At 70.5% G+C, this 22,757-nt stretch carries 14 protein-coding genes and 2 pseudogenes; 9 read left to right on the forward strand and 7 right to left on the reverse strand.

Annotated features, from left to right (window positions below; translation table 11 throughout):
• Positions 1-181 precede the first annotated feature (181 nt).
• Together CR470_RS21105 and CR470_RS40675 are read left to right on the forward strand one after the other, a co-directional pair.
• Entirely contained in the window at positions 182-1,288 is a 1,107-nt protein-coding gene (locus tag CR470_RS21105) for a M23 family metallopeptidase (RefSeq protein WP_097869117.1), read from the forward strand.
• 690 nt (positions 1,289-1,978) lie between these two features.
• Positions 1,979-2,277: pseudogene (locus CR470_RS40675) on the forward strand (2,3,4,5-tetrahydropyridine-2,6-dicarboxylate N-succinyltransferase); the annotation flags it as partial.
• 705 nt (positions 2,278-2,982) lie between these two features.
• On the opposite strand, the gene CR470_RS21110 reads toward CR470_RS40675, so the two are convergent.
• From CR470_RS21110 to CR470_RS21120, 3 genes are all read right to left on the reverse strand, one after another.
• Complete coding sequence (locus CR470_RS21110; RefSeq protein ID WP_257138862.1) at positions 2,983-5,514, reverse strand: phosphoenolpyruvate synthase; 2,532 nt, start codon at positions 5,512-5,514, stop codon at positions 2,983-2,985.
• A gap of 351 nt (positions 5,515-5,865) precedes the next feature.
• Positions 5,866-6,543, reverse strand: coding sequence for a response regulator transcription factor (locus tag CR470_RS21115; RefSeq protein ID WP_097869118.1), 678 nt, complete (start codon positions 6,541-6,543; stop codon positions 5,866-5,868).
• Positions 6,544-7,728 (reverse strand): sensor histidine kinase, encoded by a 1,185-nt coding sequence (locus CR470_RS21120; protein ID WP_097869119.1) that lies wholly within the window; start codon positions 7,726-7,728, stop codon positions 6,544-6,546.
• A gap of 266 nt (positions 7,729-7,994) precedes the next feature.
• Here CR470_RS21120 and CR470_RS21125 point away from each other — a divergent pair.
• The 4 genes and pseudogenes from CR470_RS21125 to CR470_RS21140 all read left to right on the forward strand — a co-directional run bounded on the left by CR470_RS21125 (position 7,995) and on the right by CR470_RS21140 (position 14,575).
• Positions 7,995-9,516: pseudogene (locus tag CR470_RS21125) on the forward strand (alpha/beta hydrolase).
• A gap of 248 nt (positions 9,517-9,764) precedes the next feature.
• Complete coding sequence (locus tag CR470_RS21130) at positions 9,765-10,421, forward strand: DUF5701 family protein (protein WP_097869120.1); 657 nt, start codon at positions 9,765-9,767, stop codon at positions 10,419-10,421.
• 438 nt (positions 10,422-10,859) lie between these two features.
• Positions 10,860-13,856, forward strand: coding sequence for a family 16 glycoside hydrolase (locus CR470_RS21135; RefSeq protein ID WP_097869121.1), 2,997 nt, complete (start codon positions 10,860-10,862; stop codon positions 13,854-13,856).
• 170 nt (positions 13,857-14,026) lie between these two features.
• Positions 14,027-14,575, forward strand: coding sequence for an HAD domain-containing protein (locus CR470_RS21140; protein WP_097869122.1), 549 nt, complete (start codon positions 14,027-14,029; stop codon positions 14,573-14,575).
• 34 nt (positions 14,576-14,609) lie between these two features.
• Here the strand turns inward: CR470_RS21140 and CR470_RS21145 are convergent, their stop codons facing one another.
• On the reverse strand, positions 14,610-15,194 hold the full coding sequence (locus tag CR470_RS21145) for a DUF998 domain-containing protein (RefSeq protein WP_097869123.1): 585 nt from the start codon (positions 15,192-15,194) through the stop codon (positions 14,610-14,612).
• 230 nt (positions 15,195-15,424) lie between these two features.
• Between CR470_RS21145 and CR470_RS21150 the strand changes: the two genes are divergently transcribed.
• Together CR470_RS21150 and CR470_RS21155 are read left to right on the forward strand one after the other, a co-directional pair.
• Positions 15,425-15,832 (forward strand): YciI family protein, encoded by a 408-nt coding sequence (locus tag CR470_RS21150; protein WP_097869124.1) that lies wholly within the window; start codon positions 15,425-15,427, stop codon positions 15,830-15,832.
• A 7-nt stretch (positions 15,833-15,839) separates the two neighbouring features.
• A complete protein-coding gene (locus CR470_RS21155) occupies positions 15,840-16,985 on the forward strand; it encodes an RNA polymerase sigma factor (protein WP_097869125.1) in 1,146 nt (381 codons plus the stop codon).
• Positions 16,986-17,330: 345 nt separating this feature from the next.
• Here the strand turns inward: CR470_RS21155 and CR470_RS21165 are convergent, their stop codons facing one another.
• Positions 17,331-19,463, reverse strand: coding sequence for a glycoside hydrolase family 6 protein (locus tag CR470_RS21165; RefSeq protein ID WP_097869126.1), 2,133 nt, complete (start codon positions 19,461-19,463; stop codon positions 17,331-17,333).
• 481 nt (positions 19,464-19,944) lie between these two features.
• On the opposite strand from CR470_RS21165, the gene CR470_RS21170 reads away from it, so the two are divergent.
• Positions 19,945-21,081 (forward strand): PQQ-dependent sugar dehydrogenase, encoded by a 1,137-nt coding sequence (locus tag CR470_RS21170; RefSeq protein WP_097869127.1) that lies wholly within the window; start codon positions 19,945-19,947, stop codon positions 21,079-21,081.
• A gap of 157 nt (positions 21,082-21,238) precedes the next feature.
• Here CR470_RS21170 and CR470_RS21175 read toward each other — a convergent pair whose 3' ends face one another.
• Together CR470_RS21175 and CR470_RS21180 are read right to left on the reverse strand one after the other, a co-directional pair.
• Positions 21,239-21,850 (reverse strand): helix-turn-helix domain-containing protein, encoded by a 612-nt coding sequence (locus CR470_RS21175; RefSeq protein WP_097869128.1) that lies wholly within the window; start codon positions 21,848-21,850, stop codon positions 21,239-21,241.
• Positions 21,851-22,032: 182 nt separating this feature from the next.
• On the reverse strand, positions 22,033-22,757 hold a 725-nt coding region (locus CR470_RS21180; RefSeq protein ID WP_097869129.1), incomplete at its 5' end, for a phosphotransferase.

A 22,757-nucleotide genomic window follows, 5' to 3' on the forward strand; every position in this document is an offset into this window, starting at 1 on the left:
ATCCACGGCGACTTGATCTGTCCCGGCGGCCAACAGACCCGTATGCTACGCGCATAGATTTGGTGCGGACATGTCATTCCATCGCTGTCCTTCCTCTCGTATGGCGTGGCCGCGCGTGCTCCACCCAGCTCTCGCTCCTGTCGGCCCGTGAGACCTCTCTCGTCCAGAAGGGACACCACCCATGCTCTCCAAGCTGTCCGTGAGAACCACCGTCGCCGCCCTCGCCGCCCTCGGCCTGCTCGCCACCGCGCCCTCGGCGACGGCGGCCTTCCGCGACTCGGCCGCGACACCTGCCGGGGCCCCGGCAACCGCCGCCCAGTCGCCTTCCCCCGGTGTCACCGTGAAGATGCCGTCCGCGGTGGCCACCCGCCTCGGCACCGGTCGACAGGCACTCATAGACGCCGTCTCCGCAGACGTCCTCTCCCGGTCCCACGACGCCGAGGGTCTCGCACCGAAGGCTGCCGTCAGCAAACTCGCCGGTGAGGGCCGCAAGGTGGTCGTCGATGTCCGTACCGTCTCGGCCGACTGGGCTCGTGGCGTTGCGTACGTCGAAGCGACCCGCACCCACCACGGCGAGCCGGAGGGCTGGCTCTACATCGCTCACCGCAAGGACGGGCAGTGGATCTCGGGCCTTGAGGGCGACCGTGAGTTCGCCGATCACGTGGCCGAGTCTCCGCTGGTCGGCAAGGCGGAGCGGCGGACCATGACGGCGTACGCTCAGCGCAAGGCGGCTCCGCAGCAGGAGACGCCATCGGTGGGTACCACGGCTGCCAACACCAACGGGTTGCTGCTTCCCTGGATGCCCGACTACTACATGACTCTCACCGGCGGGGCGCACTCCCACACCGGCTCGACAGGTTACTGGAGCAGCCTCGACTTCGCGGGAGGCAACGCCAGCGGGCGGGTCCGCTCGTCCCGGGAGGGTACGGCGACCTCGATGTGCGGTGCCGGAGGCGGCTGGACCAGAGTGATCCACCCCGGCGGCTTCTCGACGGACTACTACCACATGCGGAACACCACCTACTACAACGGAACATCGATCGCCCGCAGCGCCCTGCTCGGCAACATCGGCACCGACACCTGCGCCGGCGGGGCTGCGACCGGAGCCCACGTGCACTGGAGCCTGCGCACGTACGACGCCAACTACAACGGCCAGTACACCTGGCTCAACGGCCGCACCATCGGCGGCTGGGCCTGGTGGAACGGCTCCAGCCAGTACAGCGGGTGCGCAACCCGCTCGGGCGTCACCGCCTGCCCCGGCACAGCGATCTACAACCGCACCAGCTGACCGCCGCCTGCGACTCAGCTCGGGACGCGAGCCCGAGGCCCGCAACCGCGTCACACGCCGAGCAGCACCACGCATCTGTTCGGAATGCCAGGGGCGGGCAGCCGGAGCAGCATGGCGTGGAAGAGCGGGGCGTCGGCCAGGCGGGGACCGCAGGTACAGCCGTCGACTGTATCGCGCAGCCGGGAGATGCAGGCAGGGCCGACGGTCAGCAGGTCCCCGCCACCGATCGCGGTGCGTGCGCGTCGAGTCAGCCGATGGTCGTGGTGATGCCGTGGACGTCCGCCATGGTGAGGCCTGCCCGCGCACCAGGGTCCCCTCCGGGCGGAGCACGGAGGCAGATCGAGCAGTACGGGCCCTCCGACCGCGACGACCACGGACCAATCCCACGCCCGACCGGACCCCGGACCGTAAGGTCCGGGGTCCGGTCCGTTGTCAGCCGAACGCGGGCGCGCCGCGCGCCCCTGCACACGGAGCGAAACCCGCCCACGCGCATTGCCTCCGACGTGACCCCATATGGCCAACTGCAGTGCTCGGCCCGGGCGACGATGCCTCCGCGGACGCCGGAGGAGCGGTGCCGGCTGCGGCCCAGGCGGGGAGCGGGCACAAGTCCGGGCGGGCGCGGCGGAGAAGCGGCCGGAAGCTGAACCGTCCGGTCTGAGCGGGCCCCGGCGGCCGGTTAGGTTTCTGTCCATGACCGATGTGACTTCCCAGGCTTCTTCCCGTACCACCGGCGCCGCCGGCCGCGCCCCCGTCGCGGTGACGGCACCGTCCTCGACACCTGGTTCCCCGCCCCGAGCTGAGCACCGGGCCCGGCCGGAGCACAGCGGCTCACCCGTACGAGGCCGTCAACCGCCTCAACGAGGGGTGCGGCCAAAGCCATCGGAGTAGGCGCCCGGCGCGGTGTCGAGGTCGTCGCCGTCTCCACGGTCATCTTTTCGCTGGAGAACAATCCGCTCGACGTGCACGACCCGCACCTGCGGTTGTACCTGCCCCTGCTCTGAGGGGATCACTTTGGTTGGGCTCTCTCGCCGTCCGGAGTCCAACCGAGAGTCCCTTTCTCTCGGTGGACTTGCTCCACGCGGCCGGGCATCAGTTGTTCACTTTGACCGTTCCTCACCCTAGGCGGGTAAATGAGACAGACAGTGAGCCGCTTGGCGGTCCTGTGTTTTGCTCTGTTCGCAGTGATAACCATGACTACCGTGCAGTCACATGCGGCGGAAGCACGACCGGTGCCCGTCACGGCAGGCGACAAGTACGCACTCAAGTCCGTGAGCACCGGTCTGTACGTGTCGGTGGAAGTCAACACCAGCGGCGCTCGACAGGACATGCTGCGTGCGCGTACAGCTGCTCCCTCCCACGAAGACCTTGGTTCCTGGGAGAAGTTCACGCTGCACACGGACGACAAGGGGTGGACCACCACCCTGCGTTCGGAAGCGAACGGGAACTACGTCACGACTGAGCGGAACTACACCGGCAGCCACGAGAATCTGCTTCGGGCCCGGGGCACAACCGTCGGCGAATGGGAGAAGCTCCAGCTCGCGAAGCAGACGGACGGTACGTACGCCCTCAAAGTCTGGACGAACAACGGCTACAAGTACGTGACCACCGAAGTACAGGACGCCGGAACCGACGAGGGACTGCTTCGGGCACGGTCGGACACGGTGGGGTCCTGGCAGAAGTTCGAGCTCGTCTTCCTAGGTGAGGAGAACGCGAGTGACGAAGGCGGGCGCCCCCGTCCCGCTTCCTCCCCGCCGGTGGCTGACTTCCGTGTGATGTCGTGGAACGTCTGCGCCAACAGCAACAGCGACTGTGTGAACCACCGGGTGGAAGGCAGCGACCTGGGAAGCCAGATCGCTGCCCGGATGGGCAGCGAAACAGAGGCAAAGCAGTATCGTGCCGTGTTTCTTCAGGAGCTCTGCGAGTCGCACGCCAAAGAAGTCGAGAGGGAGCTGGAGAACAGGACGGGCACTGGGTGGGACGTACGATTCGCGCCCATCAAGTACACCGTCGACGGGTCCTCCGTGAAGGCCGCCAAGACGTGCGACAACGCCGGTTCGGCAGGTTCCGGCTGGAGAGACAGGGGCGCCTACGGCGTCGCACTGGCAGTGTCCGACACCAACACCTGGTACACGTCGTACGACCTGCCCTCGCCTGAGAACCGGACCATTGACGGCGCATGGGAGCGCATGGAGCAGCGGACCGCCATCTGTGCCGTTCTCCCGGCCCAGGCCCTGCAGTTCTGCACGGCCCACTTCAGCTCCGGCACGCCGGAGGACGACCCCAACCCGGCCGGGATGAAACGCAAGGAACAGGCCGCGATGCTGCAGGAGATCGTCCACTCGTACACCCCCGCCGGATACCGGACCGTCTACGGCGGGGACTTCAACTCCATCCCCCCGGACTCCGCCTCCCCGGACAATCCGAAGGATGTCGTGACTTCCGCCTACGCGGCGGACAAGGAGTGCGACGAAGGACTGTGGAGCACTCGGCCGCGTGACGGTCGGGCCACGAAGCCGCTGAGCAACCGAAGCATTAAGATCGACTATTTGTTCGGGCCGTCCTCCGCGGCCGTCATGTCGTGCCAGCACCTCCGGCAGCGGGCGGATCACGTCCGCGACGTCGAGCAGCGCCAGTCCCATCTCCGACGTGATGTTGTCGGGGGCGGACAGCGTCAGCGTGTCCGCGGCGTTCTTCTCGCCCAGCCACTCCCGCAGCTTGTCGTTGAGCCACCATGTGGCGTCCATCCCCGCCATGATCGCCTGCATGCTCAGTGGATCGGCCAGTACCCGCTTGTGCTCCTCGAACGCCTCCAGCAGGAAGTCGAACAGTGCCGGACCCTCCTTCGTCCGGATGTCACGTTCCAGAGCGGCAATGGACGTTCGGCTGCGTTCGATCAGTTCGGTGACGACGGCCGGATCGGTCTCGATCGGGTCGGGCGCACCGGTGAACGGCGGCCCGCCGGGTGCCGCGTCCGGGAGCGAGGGGACGAAGCCGTCGCGTTCGAGGACGGTCTCCAGCGCGTCCCTGACCAGCGGATCGCCCTTTCCCATGGCGTCCAGGAGAGCGTCGCGGCCGGTGGGCGATGCCAGTCGCCGGGTGACGTCGACGAACAGCCGCCCACCCGCCTCGTGCATCGGCACCATGGCCGTCAGTTGCCACATGGAGAACCCGAGGGGCTTCATGGGGTCGGTCATCATCTGCTGGTGGCCGACGGAGACGTAGACGTGGTTCCCCTCGTCCTTGCCCTCCTCGCCGTTCTCGATGACGGGGAGGGGGAAGAGGGTGGTGATCGGCCGGCTCTGGACGATCCGGAAACCATCGTCGACCAGGCACCATTCGATGTCCTGCGGGCGGCCGAAGTGCGCTTCGATCCGGCGGCCGAGCCCCACGAGGCGGACGGCCTGCTCGTCCGTCAGCGCCGGCCGCACCCGCTGTCGTGCGTCGACCGCCACTTCACGCGTACCGCCGGTGGGCAGGGCGTGAACGGCGCGTTCCTTGGCGGCGATGGCTTTCGTGACGACTTCGCCGTCCCGGACCGTGAAGACGTCGGGGTTCACCAGACCGGAGACCAGGGCCTCGCCGAGGCCGAAGCCGGCGTCCACGGTGGCGACCTTCCGGTGGCCGGTGACGGGGTCGGCCGTGAACAGGATGCCGGACGCCTGCGGGAAGACCATCCGCTGCACGACCACAGCCATGTGGACCGTACGGTGGTCGATGCCGTTCCGCTGTCGGTAGACGACGGCCCGCTCGGTGAACATCGAGGCCCAGCACCGGCTGATGTGCTGGAGAACCGCGGTCGGCCCCAGGACGTTCAGATACGTGTCCTGCTGGCCGGCGAAGGAGGCCGTGGGCAGATCCTCCGCCGTCGCGCTGGACCGGACGGCGTACGCGGCGTGCTCGCCGAACCGGGCGAGCGCGCCGGTGATCGCCTCCGCGAGGTCGCCCGGGACGGCGAGATCTTCGATGGTGCGGCGCATGTGTGCGCTGAGCGTGCGAATCGCCTCCCGGTCGTCCGGGTTCAGGCGTGCCAGCTCGTCGAGCCGATCGTCGATCGACGGGACTTCCGTCATGGCCCGCCGGAATGCGTCCGTCGTCACGCAGAAGCCGTCCGGCACACGCACGCCTTCGATCCGCGACAGTCCGCCCAGGTGCGCGCCCTTGCCGCCGACGGCCGCGACGCGCGTCTCGTCGACCTCTTCGAGATCCAGCACGTACGGGTCCGTCATCGCGACACCTCCTGGGCGGTCGTGTTCCGTTGTACTGCGGCGGCCGGTCGGATCTCCGGCGCCCCGCCCTCTGTCGAACCTCTTGTCGGGCACGTACTCATTCCTGGTTGTCTTCCCTCTGACGTCATAGGCCGGCGGATACTCCCGGCCGGTCGGCGCACGTCGTCCCCCGTTCCGCAGGTGGGGGCATCGACCCCAGGATTCTGCGCCGTCACCCGGGGCTTGCCGCAAGCCCCCCGGTGAGCTATAAGTTGAGAGTGGCAAGGAGAGGTCTCTCCTTGCCTTTGTTTTTGCCCTTTGCGCTTTTGCCGTGTTGCCTTGTTGCCTTGTTGCAGCTTCCCCGGAGCGCCGTCACTCCTCCGCGTCGCGGACCAGCAGGGCGATCTGTACCCGGTTCTGGACCGCCAGCTTGGAGAACAGGCTGCCGGTGTGCGCCTTGACCGTCGCGACGCTGATGTGCAGCCTCTGGGCGATCTCCGGATTCCCCAGTCCGTCCGCGATGGCCCGAGCGGTTTCGCGCTCGCGATCGGTCAGTGCCGACAGCCGTTCCCGCGCGGCCCGACGGGACGATTCTCGGGCGTGGGAGGACTGCGGGCCGGTGGCCGCGGCGATCACCCGTGCCGTGGCGGCCGGGGACAGCACGGGGCTGCCGTCCGCCACGGCCCGCACGGCGTCGAGGATCCGCGGCGGCGGGGTGTCCTTGAGGACGAACCCGAGCGCTCCGGCCCGCAGGGCGCCGAGCACCAGGTCGTCGGAGTCGAAGGTCGTCAGCATGAGCACCCGGGGCGGCGCCGGCCGGGTCAGGAGCTCCCGGGTCGCGCCGAGTCCGTCGAGGCCGGGCATCCGTACGTCCATCAGCACGACGTCCGGCCGCTGCTCGTCCACCACCGTGATCGCGGCGTTCCCGTCGGCCGCCTCCGCGACGACGGTCAGATCCGGTTCGCCGTCGATGACGAGCCGCAGCGCCATCCGCACCAGTTGGTCGTCGTCGACGATGACGACACGCACCGGATCCCGCTCGCTGTCCACTCATGCTCTCTTTTCGTGGGTGGGGTTCGGCCAGGGCAGCCGCGCGCTGAGGACGTAGCCGTTGTCGGACGTGGGGTGGTGGTGGAGCGTTCCGCCGGCCAGGCCGACCCGTTCGGTGAGGCCGAGCAGTCCGAATCCCGAGGCCGGTGGCCGGTGCGTGCTACCCGTGGTGGCCGGGGAGTTGCGGACGTCGACGCCGAGCCCCTCGCCCGCCGTTCCTTCGAGGGTGATGCGGACGGGCGCGCCCGGGGCGTGTTTGGCGGCGTTGGTCAGCCCTTCCTGGACTACTCGGTAGCAGGTTCGTCCCACGACGTCGGCCGGTGTTCCCGTCACGGCGGTGGCCATGGTGACGTCCAGTCCGGACGCGCGGGCGTCGGCCAGCAGGTCGGGGATGCGGTCGAGCGAGGGTTGCGGGGGTTCCGGGTGGCCCGGGTCGGCCCGGAGCACACCGAGCACATCGCGCAGCTCTTCCAGGGCCAGGTGGGAGCCCTCGGCGATGCCGCGGACCAGCAGACGGCTCTCCTCGGCTCCGAGGTCACCGCGGTGGTCCAGCACTCCGGCCTGCATGGCGACCAGCGAGATCCGGTGCGCGAGCACGTCGTGCATCTCGCGGGCGATCCGGTTGCGCTCCAGGACCCGTGCCTGCGCCGCTCGTGCCGTCTGTTCCCGTTCCGCGCTCTCCGCGCGGTCCCGCAAGGACCGCACCTCGACACGCCGCGCGCCGATGGCCATGCCCACGGCCGCCGCGATGCCCGCGGTCAGGGCCGGCAACGCGAGCTGCAACCAGAGCATGCCGGGCGGGTTCTGAACCGGGTAGAGCCCGCCCGCGAACTGTGACGCCGTCACATAGGCCAGGGCGACGGCCCCGATCTCCACCGGGCGTCGGCGGGTGGAGATCGAGCCCAGCGCCACGAGAGCCGCGCCGGTGGCGAGCGTCGACGCGGTCGAGGCGACCGCGACCGTCATGGCGACGGCGAGCGGGAATCGCCGGCGCCACAACAGGGCTGTCAGGCAGCCGAGGGCCACGAGCGGATCACCGATGCGGAACCACGAGCCCGGTCCGGCGCCCTGCCCGTGCAGCACCACTCCGATATAGAGCCAGATCGGCACGCTCACCGCCGCGGCCGCCGCCAGTCGCCAGGTCTGCTGCCACCGTCCGAGCCGTGGCGCGCCGTACGTGTTCACCCGTTCATTGTCGCGAAGCCGTACGGCCGGCGAGTCGGCCGCAGGGCGGAGAGGCCTTCGACCGGAGTCGTACCCCCTCCTCGTCCTTGGTCGGCGCACCCTCGGGCCGCCGGGCCGATGTGCCGCCCGGCCCCGCGCGGACAGACTCGTCCGGACGGCGGCCGAGGGTGTCGGCTGCCCGTACGACCACGTCACACAGTCGGCGGCGGTGCTCCGAGCCGGTGGTTCCGGCGCCCCGTGCGCCCCTTTCTCCAGGAGGACGTCAGATGCGTACAGCCGTGTCCCTTGCTCTCGCCGTCGGCGCGGTGGCGGTGGCGACCGCGGTGCCGGGAGCGTCTCCGGCGTCTGCGGCGTCTGCGGCGTCTGCGGCGTCTGCGGCGTCTGCGGCGTCTGCGGCGTCTGCGGCGTCTGCGGCGTCTCCCTGTGCGGTGGGGTCCGTGCCCGAAGGGCGTCGTCTCGCCCCGGCTCGAGTGCTCGACGCTCGACGTCCCGCTGGACTACCGGCACCCGGAAGGCCGGCGGATCGAGATCGCGATCTCCCGGCTGGCGAGCGAGCACCCGTCGAAGCGCCGCGGTGTGCTGGTGACGAACCCGGGCGGTCCCGGGGGTGCGGGGCTCGGCCATCCGGCCGTTCTCGCTGGTTCGGGGCTGCCCCGGGAAGTGCTGGACTCGTACGACGTGATCGGCTTCGACCCTCGGGGCGTCGGCCGGAGCGCGCCCGTGACCTGCGATCTGACGCAGCGGCAGCAGCATCGCGGCAACTTCGCGCCGTATGCGCACACCGCCGCCGACGTCGCGCGGGAGGCAGGGTACGCGCGGGCCGTCGCGAAGCAGTGCGCCACCTCGCGCACCGCGTCGATGCTGCCGCACATCACCACCGCGAACACCGCGCGCGACATGGACCGGATCCGGGCGGCGCTGGGCGAGCCGAAGCTCTCGTACCTCGGTCACTCCTACGGCACCCATCTCGGTGCGGTGTATTCGACGATGTTCCCGAAGCGCGGCGACCGGGTCGTGCTCGACAGCAATCTGGGGCCCGGCGGCTATGACGTCACGGCCATGCGGTCGTTCGGCCGTGGGCTGGAGGACCGGTTCCCGGACTTCGCCGAGTTCGCGGCGGCGCACCCCCGGTACGGTCTGGGGGCCACGCCGGAGCAGGTGACCGCGAAGTTCTTCGATCTCGCGAAGCGGCTGGACGGGAGTCCGGTCAGGGGCATGGATGGAACCGCGTTCCGAGCGGTCACGTTCGAACGCCTCTACGCCGATGTCCTCATGCCCCACCTGGCGGAGTTCTGGCAGGCGGTCGACACCGACCGGCCGCTGCCTGCGTCTCCGCCGCCGCCGGAGAACCTGGAGAACCTCTTGGCCGCGCGCTTCTACGTGATCTGCAATGACTCGCACTGGCCGGGAACGGTTCGGGAGTATCAGCGCAATGTCGCGGTCGACCGTCTGAGGTATCCGATGATCGGGGCGTCCACTGCCGGGATCGGGCCGTGCGCGTTCTGGCCGACGGAGCGGGTCGAGCCGCCGGTGCGGATCGGTGACCGGGGTCCGTCGAACGTGCTCATGGTGCAGAACGAGCGGGACCCGGCGACGCCGCTGGCCGGAGCCCGGGAGCTGCGGCGGGCGTTCGGTCAGCGGGCCACGATGGTGACGGCCGACCAGGGCGGACACGGTGTCTACCCGTTCGACGACAACACGTGCGCGAAAGAGGCGGTGACGGCGTTCCTGACTTCGGGGCGGCGCCCGGCGCGGGACCTGGCCTGCCCGGCGGAACCGGGTGAGTAGGGGAAGCGGAAGGCGGTTCACGCAGTGGCGGCGGCGTCGGGTCGCCCGTGCGGCGAGGACGGCACCGCCGGCGGGACGTCCAGATCGTCGAATGAACAGCGGATCACCCGCGCACCTGCCGATGTCGGGGCGACAGCCGCGGGCGCGGGCCCGCCCGGAGGGGAGGTGGCCGCGTCGGGAACACTTCGGCGATCTCTCTCGTTCGACCTCCGGCCCACTACCGCGAAACGTGAATCCGAGGGATTGCCTTGCCCGATGCTTCCACTGCCGACGCTGTGCACGCGCTCCCGTCGCCCGCCGATCAGGCGCGGCGCCTGATCGAGCTCGGGGTGCACGAGATCGCGGGGATTCCCGCCGAGGACATCCGAGCGTTCGCCGAGACGGCCGACCGGGGCCGCGACGTCCTGCTCGCCGTCCATCCGGACCGCGCCCCCGCCTCCGCCCTCGCGCCACTGCTCCTGCGCGAGGGCAAGCCCGGCTTCGTCGTCGTCGACATGCCCGACGTCGACCGGTTCGCCCCCAACGCGGTCGAACTTCCCGACGCACCGCTCTACTTCGTCGCCGGGCCCGACCGCGGCGACCACCTGTCCAACTGGAGCCCGGAGGAGGCGTTGCCCGCCCTCACCGAGGAGGGCCGCACCCCCTTGGTGCTCACCGAGGGCATCCACTGGGTGCTGCAGCAGCCGGCGGTGCTCGAGCGGAACCTCTGCTTCATGACCATCGGGTCCCGGCTGCGCAAAGCGAACGGCGCCCTGGACGCGCGCACCCCGGCGATCTGGATCAGCAACGGCACCGGGCGGGACGGCCGGGAGCGGCGCAACGCCCCCAAGGTCGGCTGGTGCTGGTGGGGCAACCGCCACACCTGGCTGGGATTCGCCTCCGCCGCGGGTCGCGAGGGTCAGTAGCACCCGTTCGCCCTGCCCTTGGCTCTCCTCCGGCGCCGCGGGGCGCGCCGCGCCTGCCGGAGCCGGTCCCCGACGGCGAGGCGCAGGGCAAGGGTCACCGATGAGGCGGGCCGCACAGGCCCGCCTCATCGGCGCGCGCGGGAACACGCCTCCGAAGTACGCGGCCCTGGCTCCGATCTCCGCCGACTGCCCGCGTCAAAACCCGCGCACAGTAAGGGGTTTGATTACTTTGCATCAACACCTGCGAACTTTGAACACTGTGGTGACGAAGTATGGACGCCGCTGGTAGAAGCCTCCTACTGTTCTCGGCGCAGCCATCGGACCCTTGCCCGGACGAGGCGCTGCACCACCGCACGAGCCGAACGTTCACCCCCGGGCGCCGGGTGGCCCCACCCACCGCCGCGACGTGCCCCTCGCCGCGAGGGGCCAGGAGGAAGAATGCATCCACGGCCGCTCCACCGTTGCCGCAGACATCTCACCGGCCTGCTGGTCTCCGCGTTTCTCGTCGGCGCCTTCTCCGCCGTACCGGCCGCCGCCGCGCCGGCGCCGCGGGACGAACTCCCGCCGCAGGAGCCGGGCGTCACCCTGCGCGTCTTCGATGTGCAGGTCCCCCTCAGCGAGCTGTGCGACATCAAGGCCGGCCAGACGCCCAACGTCGACAAGCTGATGCCCGGCATCGACTGGAGTTCGCCGAACGACTTCGGCTTCGGCGACCACTTCGTCTCCCAGGTCACGGCCAACCTCACCGTTCCCGAGGACGGCGCGTACGCCTTCCGCCTGACCAGCGACGACGGCTCGCGGCTGCGGATCGACGGCTCCACCGTCATCGATCACGACGGGCTGCACGGCGCGGAGCCCAAGGACGGTTCGGCCGCACTGACGGCAGGTCATCACGCGCTGCGGATCGACCACTTCGACCGCACCGGCGGCCAGCAGGTCACGCTCGAATGGAAGCCGCCCGGCGCGGATGACTTCGCCGTCGTGCCGAACTCCGTGCTGAGCACCGACGCCGACGTCGTACGGGTGACGGCGCCGGGCCGCAAGGAGTGCGAGGGCGCCCTCGACTCCCCCGGGGACGGGCTGCCGCTGACCGGGACGCATCCGGACTACGCGCTCACCGATCTGCGGCCCGCGGGCTTCGAACCGCAGGTCACCGCGATGGACTGGCTGCCCGACACCCGACTCGCCGTGACCACCTGGGGCGGCACCGACCACACGACCGGCGAGGTCCACCTCCTCGACAACGTCCGGGGTGACACCGGTCCCGGTGAGGTGACCACCAAGAAGGTGGCCGAAGGGCTCAAGGAGCCGATGGGCATCAAGGCCGTCGACGGCAAGCTGTACGTGTCACAGAAGCACGAACTCACCGAGCTGACCGACACCGACGGCGACGACGTGACCGATGAGCGCCGGACGGTGGCGACCTGGCCGTACGGTGGGAACTTCCACGAGTTCGCCTTCGGCCTGCTCTACCGGGACGGCTACTTCTACCTCAACCTGTCCGTGGCGATCGACCTGGGCGGGGCGACGACCGACCCGCAGCCCGCACCGAACCGCGGTTCGACGATCAAGGTGAACAAGGAGACCGGCGAGGTCGACTACATCGCCGGGGGGCTGCGTACGCCCAACGGCATCGGCTGGGGTCCGGAGGGCGACATGTTCGTCCTCGACAACCAGGGCGGATGGCTGCCCTCCTCGAAGCTGGTCCACATCAAGCAGGACCGCTTCTTCAACCACTACACCAACCCCTCGGGCCCGTTCGACGCGAAGCCGGTGACCAAGCCGGTGCTGTGGCTGCCGCAGAACGAGATAGCCAACTCCCCCAGCACTCCTCTGCGGTTGGACGAGGGCCGGTTCGCCGGGCAGATGCTGTTCGGCGATGTCACCTACGGCGGCATCCAGCGCGCCTACCTGGAGAAGGTCGACGGCGAGTACCAGGGCGCGGTCTTCCGCTTCACCCAGGGCCTGGAGGCCGGCGTCAACCGGATCAGCATGGGCCCGGACGGCGCGATCTACGCCGGCGGCCTCGGCGCGGGCGGCAACTGGGGCCAGGAGGGCAAGCTGACCTACGGGCTTCAGAAGCTCTCCCCCAGCGGTGACAAGGCCTTCGACATCCTGGCGATGCGCGCGAAGCCGGGCGGCTTCGAGCTGGAGTACACCGAGCCGCTCTCCGAGGAGACGGCCGCGAAACTCGCCGAGAGCTACCGGATCGAGCAGTGGACGTACGCCCCGACCCCCGCCTACGGCGGCCCCAAGATCGACGAGGAATCCCTCGACGTCGGTGCGGCCACCCTCTCCGAGGACCGCAAGAAGGTCACGCTGACCATCCCCGGGCTCAAGGCGAACCGGGTGGTCCACGTCCGCTCGCCGCGCCCCTTCAGCTCCGCCGACGGCACGGAGTTGTGGAGCACGGAGGCCTGGTACACCCTCAACTCCCTGCCCGGGGCACAGCCCCCTGCCACCCGGTACGAGGCGGAGGAGGGCACGCTGACCGGGGGCGCCGGCTTCGACACCGAGCACGCGGGCTACTCGGGCGGCGGCTTCGTCGACAACTTCGGCCAGCAGGGCGCGTCCGTCGCCTTCGACGTGGAGACCGCGAAGGCGGGCAAGCACGACGTGGGCCTGCGCTACTCCAACGGGCCGAACCCGGCTTTGGGCACCAAAACGGTGAGCGTCCACGTCAACGGCGAGAAGGTCCGGCAGATCAAGCTGCTCTCCACCACCGACTGGAAGACCTGGTCGACGGCGACCGAGCAGCTGAAGCTGCGCAAGGGCCGCAACACGATCGCCTACGCGTACGACAGCGGTGACACCGGCCATGTGAACCTGGACATGATCACCGTCCATCGGAAGGGGTCCCGCGTCCAGCTCTTCGACGGCACCGACCAGGGGGCCTGGCAGCATCCGGACGGCCGCTCGCCCGAATGGCCGGTGAGCGGTGGGGAGATGGAGGTCGCCGGCGGGGACCTGCGCACCAAGCAGGGCTTCCAGGATTTCCGTGCGCACGTCGAGTTCCGGCTGCCGAACCTCCCGCCGGACGTGACCGGCCAGGACCGCGCCAACAGCGGTGTGTACCTGCAGGAGCGCTACGAGGTGCAGATCCTCGACTCGTACGGTGACACCACGCTCGCCGACAACGAGGCCGGGGCGATCTACACCAAGAAGGCCCCGGACGTGAACGCCGCCACGGCCCCGGAGACCTGGCAGACGTACGACATCACCTTCCGCGCCGCCCGCTTCGACGCCTCGGGCGCGAAGACGGAGGACGCCCGGGTCACCGTCGTGTGGAACGGCGTCACCGTCCACGACGACGTGGCCGTCGACGGCACGACCGGCGGCGGAGCGGCCGAGGGTCCGACGGCCGGAGCGATCAGGCTCCAGGACCACGGAAGCAAGGTCCGTTACCGCAACGTGTGGGTCGAGCCGATCACCTAGGGCCTCTCGTTCGGGTTCACGCCGGGCTCGACGTCCCGGTTCCGGGGTGGCAGCGGCCGGCTGTCACCCCGGAGCCGTCCGCACCGGCGCTCCCGGCGCGCGCCGCACCGGTCCTGGCCCTGACTCCGGGGCCCTGCCCGGTGGGGCCGGGCCACCGCTATCGTGCTCCCGTGACTGGCACCGCGCAGCGTCCGCTGCTGTTCCTCGACGTCGACGGTCCGCTCATCCCCTTCGGTACGGCGTCCCGCCCCCACCCGACCTACGAGACGGATCCCGGGACTCCGGTGGCCGGCGCGAATCCCCTCCTGACCAGGATCGATCCCCGGCACGGACCCCGGCTCGCGGCGCTGCCCTGCAAGCTCGTCTGGGCGACGACGTGGGGGGAGGACGCGAACGCGTGGATCGCGCCCCGCATCGGCCTGCCGCCGTTGCCGGTCGTTTCCTGGCCGGAGCCCTCCGAGGCCGACGGCACGGCCGGAGAGGAGGAACGGGACGAGCGGGACGGGCTGCACTGGAAGACCCGCGCCCTCGTCGCACGGGCCGCCGGCCGTCCTTTCGTCTGGGTCGACGACGAGATCACGGACACCGACCGGGCGTGGGTCGCCGCCCACCACCCGGGCCCCGCCCTGCTCCACCGGGTCGATCCCCGGCGAGGCCTGGCGGACAGCGACTACACGGTTCTCGACGCCTGGCTGCGGAGCGAGGCGGACGACTCATAGGCGCGTCCCCGGCACGCCTGCGGACTTCGCTCCTTCAGGCCGCGCTTCTCCGGCAGGAGAGGACCACCAGGAACGGCCACAGCGCCTGGACGAACGTCACCACGCGCTCGGCGACGCCGGGCGCACCCGCTCCCTGCAGCTCCGCCAGGAACCACAGAACGCTCGCGCACATCAAAGCGCTCGCGGCGAGCGATACATCGAGCCTCAGCCCCCACGGCACCGGCCTCCTTTCCCGGACGGCGGCCAGGGGAGGCCACACCGCCAGCAGCACGAGGCCCACGGTGGACACCACCCCGTGCCCCCACGCCCCGCCGCTGCTCGGGGCGGGCACCAGCGTCAGGGCCAGTGCGCACAGTCCGCCGCCTGCCAGGGCCAGCCGCCCGGCGGGCGCCGCCGGCCGGAGCGCGTGCGCCGTCACCATGTAGGACGTCCCCAGCACCAGAAGCATCCCCGTCATCAGCCAATAGGCGGCGGCGCCGTAGGAGGCCAGCACGCTCAGCGTCTGCCTCGCGGGGTCGTACTCCGGCCCTTGGCGCAGCTGCGCGATCATCCAGGCGCCGACCAGAAGGACGGGCGCGCATCCGGAGGAAACCAAGGCCCACCAAGGAGCAGATCGCATCGAGCCAGCATAAATCTGCCCACCTCGCCCGCTGCCGACATCCGCCCGCTGACGGCCCCGATGAAGCAGAGGACGACGCCGATGGCGGCGGCCAGGGACCTCGGGCGCGTCCCGGCACGCCGAAAAGATTTCCAGAAGTTTTCGGGCGACGATGTCGAGAACCCGTGTCCGGCTCCGTCCCCGTAGTGAAAGCGGCCACAATGGGCCGCACCGCACCGAGGAGTAACACCATGGCCAAGTACCTGCTGCTCAAGCACTACCGCGGAGCCCCGGCCGCGGTCAATGGCGTACCGATGGACCGGTGGACGCCCGAGGAGATCTCGGCACACATGCGGTACATGCAGGATTTCGCGGACCGGCTGGAGAAGACCGGGGAGTTCGTCGACGGTCAGGCGCTCGCCCCCGAGGGCGCGTGGGTGCGGTACGACGGCGAGGGCCGCCCGCCGGTCACCGACGGGCCGTTCGCCGAGACCAAGGACCTCATCGCCGGCTGGATGATCATCGACGTCGACGGCTACGACCGCGCCGTCGAGCTGGCCGGGGAGCTGTCGGCCGCTCCGGGGGCGGGCGGGAAGCCCATCCACGAGTGGCTGGAGGTCCGGCCGTTCCTGTCCGCGCCGCCCACCGTCACGGAGTGACGCCACGATGAACGAGGCCCTCCTGCGGAGCCTCGCACCGAGCGTTCTCGGCATCCTCGTCCGCCGCGGAGCAGACTTCGCGGCGGCCGAGGACGCCGTGCAGGACGCCCTGGTCGAAGCGGTCCGTGTATGGCCGGACGAGCAACCGCGGGACCCGAAGGGCTGGCTGGTCACCGTGGCCTGGCGGCGGTTCCTCGACGCGACCCGGGCGGAGGCCGCCCGGCGGCGGCGGGAGGACCTCGTCGACGAGGAGCCGGCGCCCGGACCCGTGCCGTCGGTGGACGACACGCTCCAGCTCTATTTCCTGTGTGCCCACCCGTCGCTGACGCCGTCGTCCGCCGTCGCGCTCACACTGCGCGCCGTCGGCGGGCTCACGACCCGTCAGATCGCCCGGGCCTATCTGGTGCCCGAGGCGACCATGGCGCAGCGCATCAGCCGGGCGAAGCGCACCGTCTCCGGCGTGCCCTTCGATCGGCCCGGAGACGTCGCCACCGTGCTGCGGGTCCTCTATCTGGTCTTCAACGAGGGCTATTCCGGCGACGTCGACCTCGCCGCCGAGGCAATTCGCCTCACCCGGCAGCTCGCGGCAGCGATCGACCACCCGGAGGTGGCGGGGCTGCTCGCCCTCATGCTGCTCCACCATGCCCGCCGCGCCACCCGGACCGCGCCCGACGGGAGCCTGGTGCCGCTCGCCGAACAGGACCGGGGCCGCTGGGACACCGTGGCTGTCGCCGAGGGCGTCGAGATCCTGCAGGCGGCCCTCGCCCGCGACCGGCTGGGCGAGTTCCAGGCCCAGGCCGCCGTCGCGGCGCTCCACGCCGACGCGCCGACCGCCGGGGAGACCGACTGGGTGCAGATCGTCGAGTGGTACGACGAGCTCGCGGGCCTGACGGACAGCCCGGTCGTCCGGCTCAACCGGGCGGTGGCCGTCGGTGAGGCCGACGGACCCCGTGCCGGGCTGGCCGCACTCGCCGAGCTGAGCGACACGTTGCCCCGTCACACGGCGGTGGCTGCGTATCTCCACGAGCGCGACGGCGACCTGCCGACGGCGGCCCGGCTGTACGCGGAAGCCGCCCACAAGGCCCCCACGCTCGCCGAGCGCGACCACCTGACACGCCAGGCCGCCCGGCTCAACGCCGGCCTTCGGCGCTGACGGATCGATCGCGCCCGCCGCTGGACGGCGCCCGGAAATACACCTCCGGCCGGCCCGTGGTCGTCCTGTTCAAGGCCGGCGGCTCCGGCGGGTGGAGCAAGCCGGCGACCGTACGCACCAACGGCACGGTCGTGTTCTCGAACGGGTTCACCGCGAAGAAGGACGTACCTGGCAGGCGCGGTTCAAGGCCACGTCGTCCCGTATGGTCACACCGGCTCCGGCGACCGGGGCGACGTGCGCCGACCCGGGTCATCGTCGTCCCCGCGTCCGCGCCGCTGCCCCTCTCCCGTCGTCCGGGGAAAGGAGCAGCGGCAGTGGCAGAAGCCGTGCCGGTCGCGGAGCAGGTCAGGGGGCGGTGCCCCAGGCGAGGGTGGAGCCGGTGAAGACGCCGATCCTCGGGGCGTCGGCGAAGGCGGTGTTGGTGGAGCGGCTGTAGTCGTCGCTCTCCTGGAATGCCGACCAGTCGCTCTTGTTGAGCCGCAGCTGGATCTCCCCGGTCGTGGCGCCCGCCGCGAGGCTGCCGCCCCCGAAGCCGACCTCCAGGTAGTGGCCGGCGCCGGTGGCCGGCGTGCTCACCGGTCGGACACCGTGCGTCACGTTGCCGCAGCCCAGCACCGCGTAGTCGCAGGCGGTGGCGAAGGTGCTCGCGCCGCCGTCGGAGGTGAACCAGTAGCGGGCCGTGACCGTGGAGAGGTCGATCGCGGCCGAACCGGTGTTGACCAGGCGGAGGGACATCCGGATCTGATTGTCGGTCGGAGAGCCGTCGGTGTTGCGGTATTCGGCCTTGAGCGCTCCTGTTCCGGTGCCGCCGCCCGCCTCGGTGGTGACCTGTGCGGCCGCGCTCCCCGCCGAGACGTTGCCTGCCGCGTCCCTGGCCCTGACCGAGTAGCTGTAGGCGGTCGAGGCGCTCACGCCGGTGTCCGTATAGGTCGCCGTGGCCGTCGTCCCCACCCGGACGCCGTCACGGAGGACGTCATACCCCGTGACGCCGGTGTCGTCCGTGGACGCCGTCCAGGCGAGGGTGACGCTGCTGCTGGACTTGGCCGTCACCCGCAGGTTCGTGGGCACGGTCGGCGCCTGCGTGTCCTCCTCGCCTCCGCTGCCGCCGTCCAGCGGCGGGTGGGCGTTGCGGAGCAGCTCCTGGAACTGTGCGGAGAACCAGTGCCCGGCCACCGGGGAGTCCGGCAGGGCACCTGTGAGGTTGAAGCCGTTGCGGCCGTTGCCGGTGTACGTCGGGTCGCACATCCGGTCGAAGCCCTTGCCCTCGTCGTTGTCTCTGGGCTCGCTGCTGCCGTCGGACTCGCCCGGGGGCTTGGCCCAGACATAGGCGTCGATCCCCGGCTCGGGGGCGGTCGTGGGGCGCTCGCCGACGCCGGCGCCGCTCTGGTTGCACCAGTTGCCGGCGTGGATGCGGCGGTCGGTCCGGCTACCGTCTACATAGGCGTCGGCGCTGGTCAGCGGCCCGGGCCCGGAGGGCCGGGAGGAACCGCCCCAGCCGTTACGGGCGGTGTCGATGAGCATGCCGATGTCGGAGGCGAAGCCCTGGCGGACCAGTTCCGTGCGCAGAGCCTTGGCGAACGAGAGTTCGTCCACGTAGTAGTTCCAGTCCACCCAGCGCGACTGGCGCACCGTGGTCCCGTTCACGGAGTCGGTCACCGCGAAGTACGGCTCCTGGAGCGCCGAGTAGTTGGCCGTGTTGACGATGAAGCCGTGCACGTCGGAGACGGTGGCGCCCTCCATCGTCGCGGCCTTCTTGAACTGCTGGGCCGCGGGGACGAAGTTGGAGTCCCAGCCGAGCCAGCCGTGGTGGGCGGCGTCGACGTAGTTGTAGACGTTGGGCACGGCGCCCAGGGTGTGCAGGGCGTATCCGATGCCCTTCTCGTAGTTGCCGTTGGCCTTCATCGTGGCGCACTCGGGCGTGGAGCCGGCGGTCCCTCCGGCGTTGGTGACGAGGTTGGGCAGCGAGTCCGGTTCGATGAGCGTGACGATGCGCAGGCTCGCGTAGGCGGGGTCGTCGAGGATGTCGGCAATGGGGTCGATGTAGTCGTTCTTGTAGCGGCTCAGCTCGGTGGGGCCGAGTTCGCCGTTGGAGGCGAGTGCGGCGCAGTCCCGGCCGGGCAGGTTGTAGATGACGACCTGGAAGAGGTCGGCTCCCTGGCTCACGGCCGTGTCGAGGTGCGCGCGCAGGCCTCGCGCGCCGGGTGTGCCGCCGATCGCGGCGATGCGGTCCATCCAGACGAACGACGGCTCGTCCGCGATGACGTCGCCGCCGGGCTCGGCGGCGGCCTTGGCGGACCAGTCGGGATTCACGTACGGGGTGGCGCCTGCGTAGGGGTTGTCGACGCGGGCGGCGGCGGCCGACGCCTGTCCGGGTACGGCCACCGCGAGTGCGGCGCCCATGACCAGTGCGGACAGTGCGGCGGCCGCTCTCCTGCGGAGTGCGTGAGGTGCGTGCGGGGTAGTACCTCTGATTCTCATTGCGGCTCCGTGCTCCTCTCGTACGTCCGTCAGGGGTATCGACGGACGGGTTCAGGGGTCCGTGATGCTCGGGAGGTCAGGCATTCGCGTGGGGAAGCGTGTGCGTGGGAGCGCTCCCAAACTGGCGCGGCATTCGAAGACTGTCAAGCACTACGGCGCAATAACGTTGAACGGAGCGGCAGTTGGTGAGAGTTGGAGCGCTCCCATCAACGGCAGAACCAGCGGCGCGAGCGCATCACCGGTCGAGTTCGCGTCGACGATTGGCCGACTACCGCCTTGCGGGGCGTGCCAGGAGCCGCCGCGGAAGAAGACGTTGCACCGCTGGTCTAGGCCAGGCCACGCCCGTCCCCCTATCCTCGCCTGTAGCCGGTGCCACACCAACTCCCCCACCCAGGTTGCCTGCCGGCTCGTGCCCCCCACCCAACTCCGCTCGAGCAGCCGGGTGACCTCCCCCCCCCTTCGCCGCCTCCAGGAGGCCACGGTGAAATTTCGCACCAGAAGCTCGGCGATCATCGGCACGCTCTGCCTCGTCACGTCACTGGCGCTGGCCACGGCGTCGGCCCACGAGCCAGCGGCGCCGGCCCAGCCGGTGAGCGCTTCCCTGACCGAAGTGGCCAGGGCCCAGGGGCCGTCGGCCGGAGCGGCCGGACCCGATGACACGCTGTGGATCGCCGAACGCGCGGGTACCGTAAGGGTCCTGGACGATCAGGGCCTCGGCGCACCCGTGCTCGACATCTCCGACGAGACCACCACGGACGGCGAACGCGGCCTGCTGGGCGTCGCGTTCGACAAGGCCTTCGAGCATTTCTACATCTCGTTCACGGATCTCGAAGGCACCAGCACGGTGGACGAGTTCGCCGTGGAGGGCGGCCGACTCCAGCCGGATACCCGGCGGACCGTTCTGACCCAGACGCAACCGTACGCGAACCACAACGGCGGGGACATCAAGTTCGGCCCCGACGGCTATCTGTACATCGCTTTCGGTGACGGCGGCGCGGGCGGCGACCCGCACGGCAACGGGCAGAAGCTCGACACCCTGCTCGGCAAGCTGTTGCGGATCGACCCGAGCGGAGGCGAGCCGTACGCGGTCCCGGCGGACAATCCGTTCGTGGACGACGCGAACGCGAAGGACGAGATCTGGGCGTACGGGCTGCGCAATCCGTGGCGGTTCTCCTTCGACGCGGGCACGGGCGACCTGCTGATCGGCGATGTCGGCCAGAGCGACTGGGAGGAGATCGACTGGGCCCCGGCGGACAGCGAGGGCGGCGAGAACTACGGGTGGTCCTCCATGGAGGGCACCCACCCCTTCCGGGGCGGCACGGAGCCCGCGAACCACGTCCCGCCGGTCCACGAGTACGACCGTACGGGCCTCGGCTGCTCGGTGACCGGTGGATTCGTCTACCGCGGCGACGCGCTCCCGGACCTTCAGGGGAGCTATGTGTTCAGCGACTACTGCGACGGCACCATGCGTACGCTCCAGATGCGGGAAGGCGAGGTGACCGGCGTCGGCGACCTCGGAGTGAGCGGCGGCGAGGTGATCTCGTTCGTCGAGGGCGGTGACGGCGAGCTGTACGTCCTCGGCAGCGGCGGCGCCATCTCCCGCGTCGATCCCGCGTGAGCTGCTGAAACGCGAGTGCGGTCAGCTGCGCGGACCTGCGCCGCGGGCCCGTCGATCACGGTGATCGGCGGGCCCGCGTCCCACGACCCTGCCGTATGTCAGAGGGCTCGGGTCCTGACGGTGCGGCAGGCGCCACCGGCTCACTGCCGCGCGCTCGTCACGTGAGGCTCCGCCCGGGCGGGGTCGGGGAGTTCGCCTTCTCCGTGCCTTCGCCGCGCTGATGGCCACGGCGGGCGTCCCGGTCGAAGATGCCCAGCAACTCGCACGGCCCGCCCTCGGCGCCGATCGCGTGCGGGAGCATCGTGGGGAACTCCGCCGCCTGGTTCGTCTCGATCCGCAGGCGCCGGTTGCCCAGGAGCAGGATCGCGGTGCCGGACAGGACGACGAGCCACTCGCGGCCCGGATGCGCGCGCAGCCGTGCGGGGTTGTCGGGCGGCGGCTCGGTCATGCGCTGACGGATGACGGTCATGCCGGGTTCCGCCTTGATGGGCCACCGCATCTGACCGTGGGCTCCGTCGATCGTCGGGTGGGAGACGACGTCGTCGGAGGCGGTCTCGACCAACTGGTCGAGGGAGGTGTCCAGAGCACGGGCGAGAGTGACCAGCTGGTCCAGGGCCAGCCGACGCCGACCGTTCTCGATGCGGCTGAGCGTGGACTGACTGACCTTCGCCCGGGTGGCCAGCTCTTCCAGGGACCATCCCTGGGCCACGCGCAGGGCGCGGATGCGTTTGCGTACCAGGCTGTCCAGCTCGCCGTCTTCTTGCGTCATAGGCCTGAGCGTATGCCATGGGAGCATGGCCGTGATCGCGTTGGTCTCGGGGCTCAACGTCAACGTCACCCAGCCCGACCTGGCCGTCGCCTTCGACCCACGCAGAGCACCGTCCTGTTGATCATCGACGTTTCTGCGGATCGACCCGGTCGGGCCCGGCTTCGGGACCGAGGCGCTGTGGATCAGGTCGGGCGTCGCGAGGGAACGGGGCTGAGTCCGGGCCAGCGGGCGACCATCCGCCGCCGCATGTCCGCGCAGAGAGTGCTCAGCCCGCTCGGACCGTCGCGGCCGGCAGTCATACCGCCGACGACACCGAGCCGGTGGACGAGGCGTTGCCGGGCGGTCACGGTGCCCCATGTCCAGTCGCGGACCGGGATCCGGGCCAGGTGATCGGTGCCTCCACGGTGGGCTCTCTGGACCAGGGCGTCGCCCCGGATCAGCCAGCCGGCGCAGAAGTCGGTGAGGTCGTCGTGGAGTTCCTCGCCGGTCTCGGTGCGCCATGCCGTGCGGTAGGCGGCCTCCGCCCGTTCCAGCAGCGGGGCGGGCGCCGCGGTGACACACCAGCAGGTCGGGAAGCCGATGCGCAGGTAGGCGAGTTCCACCAGCCCGCTGCCCAGTGAGGCCTGTTCGAAGTCGATGAACCGGGTTCCGCCGGTGGTGTGCAGGTCGTTGCCGGGGCACGGATCGCCGTGGAGCAGGGCGTGCCCGGGCGCTCGGGCCAGCCGGTGCACGAGGTCGTCGAGCTCGCCGGGCACTCCGGGTGGGACAGGAGCGCCGAGAGCCGAGGCCAGCCGGAGAAAGGAGGCGGCGTCGGCGGCGTCCGGGCCCTGCCAGCGGGGCAGCACTCCGGCGTGCTCGGGGCGGGCGACGGCATGCAGCCGGGCCAGTGCCGTCGCGTAGTCCACGA

This window comes from Streptomyces sp. rh34 (assembly GCF_002551245.1).
Lineage (GTDB): Bacteria > Actinomycetota > Actinomycetes > Streptomycetales > Streptomycetaceae > Streptomyces.

Excerpts from the sequence above, each read along its gene's own strand:
- CR470_RS21105 (WP_097869117.1), top strand. The coding sequence starts at position 182 with ATGCTCTCCAAGCTGTCCGTGAGAACCACCGTCGCCGCCCTCGCCGCC.
- CR470_RS21110 (WP_257138862.1), bottom strand. The coding sequence starts at position 5,514 with ATGACGGACCCGTACGTGCTGGATCTCGAAGAGGTCGACGAGACGCGC.
- CR470_RS21135 (WP_097869121.1), top strand. The coding sequence starts at position 10,860 with ATGCATCCACGGCCGCTCCACCGTTGCCGCAGACATCTCACCGGCCTG.
- CR470_RS21145 (WP_097869123.1), bottom strand. The coding sequence starts at position 15,194 with ATGCGATCTGCTCCTTGGTGGGCCTTGGTTTCCTCCGGATGCGCGCCC.
- CR470_RS21150 (WP_097869124.1), top strand. The coding sequence starts at position 15,425 with ATGGCCAAGTACCTGCTGCTCAAGCACTACCGCGGAGCCCCGGCCGCG.
- CR470_RS21155 (WP_097869125.1), top strand. The coding sequence starts at position 15,840 with ATGAACGAGGCCCTCCTGCGGAGCCTCGCACCGAGCGTTCTCGGCATC.
- CR470_RS21165 (WP_097869126.1), bottom strand. The coding sequence starts at position 19,463 with ATGAGAATCAGAGGTACTACCCCGCACGCACCTCACGCACTCCGCAGG.
- CR470_RS21175 (WP_097869128.1), bottom strand. The coding sequence starts at position 21,850 with ATGACGCAAGAAGACGGCGAGCTGGACAGCCTGGTACGCAAACGCATC.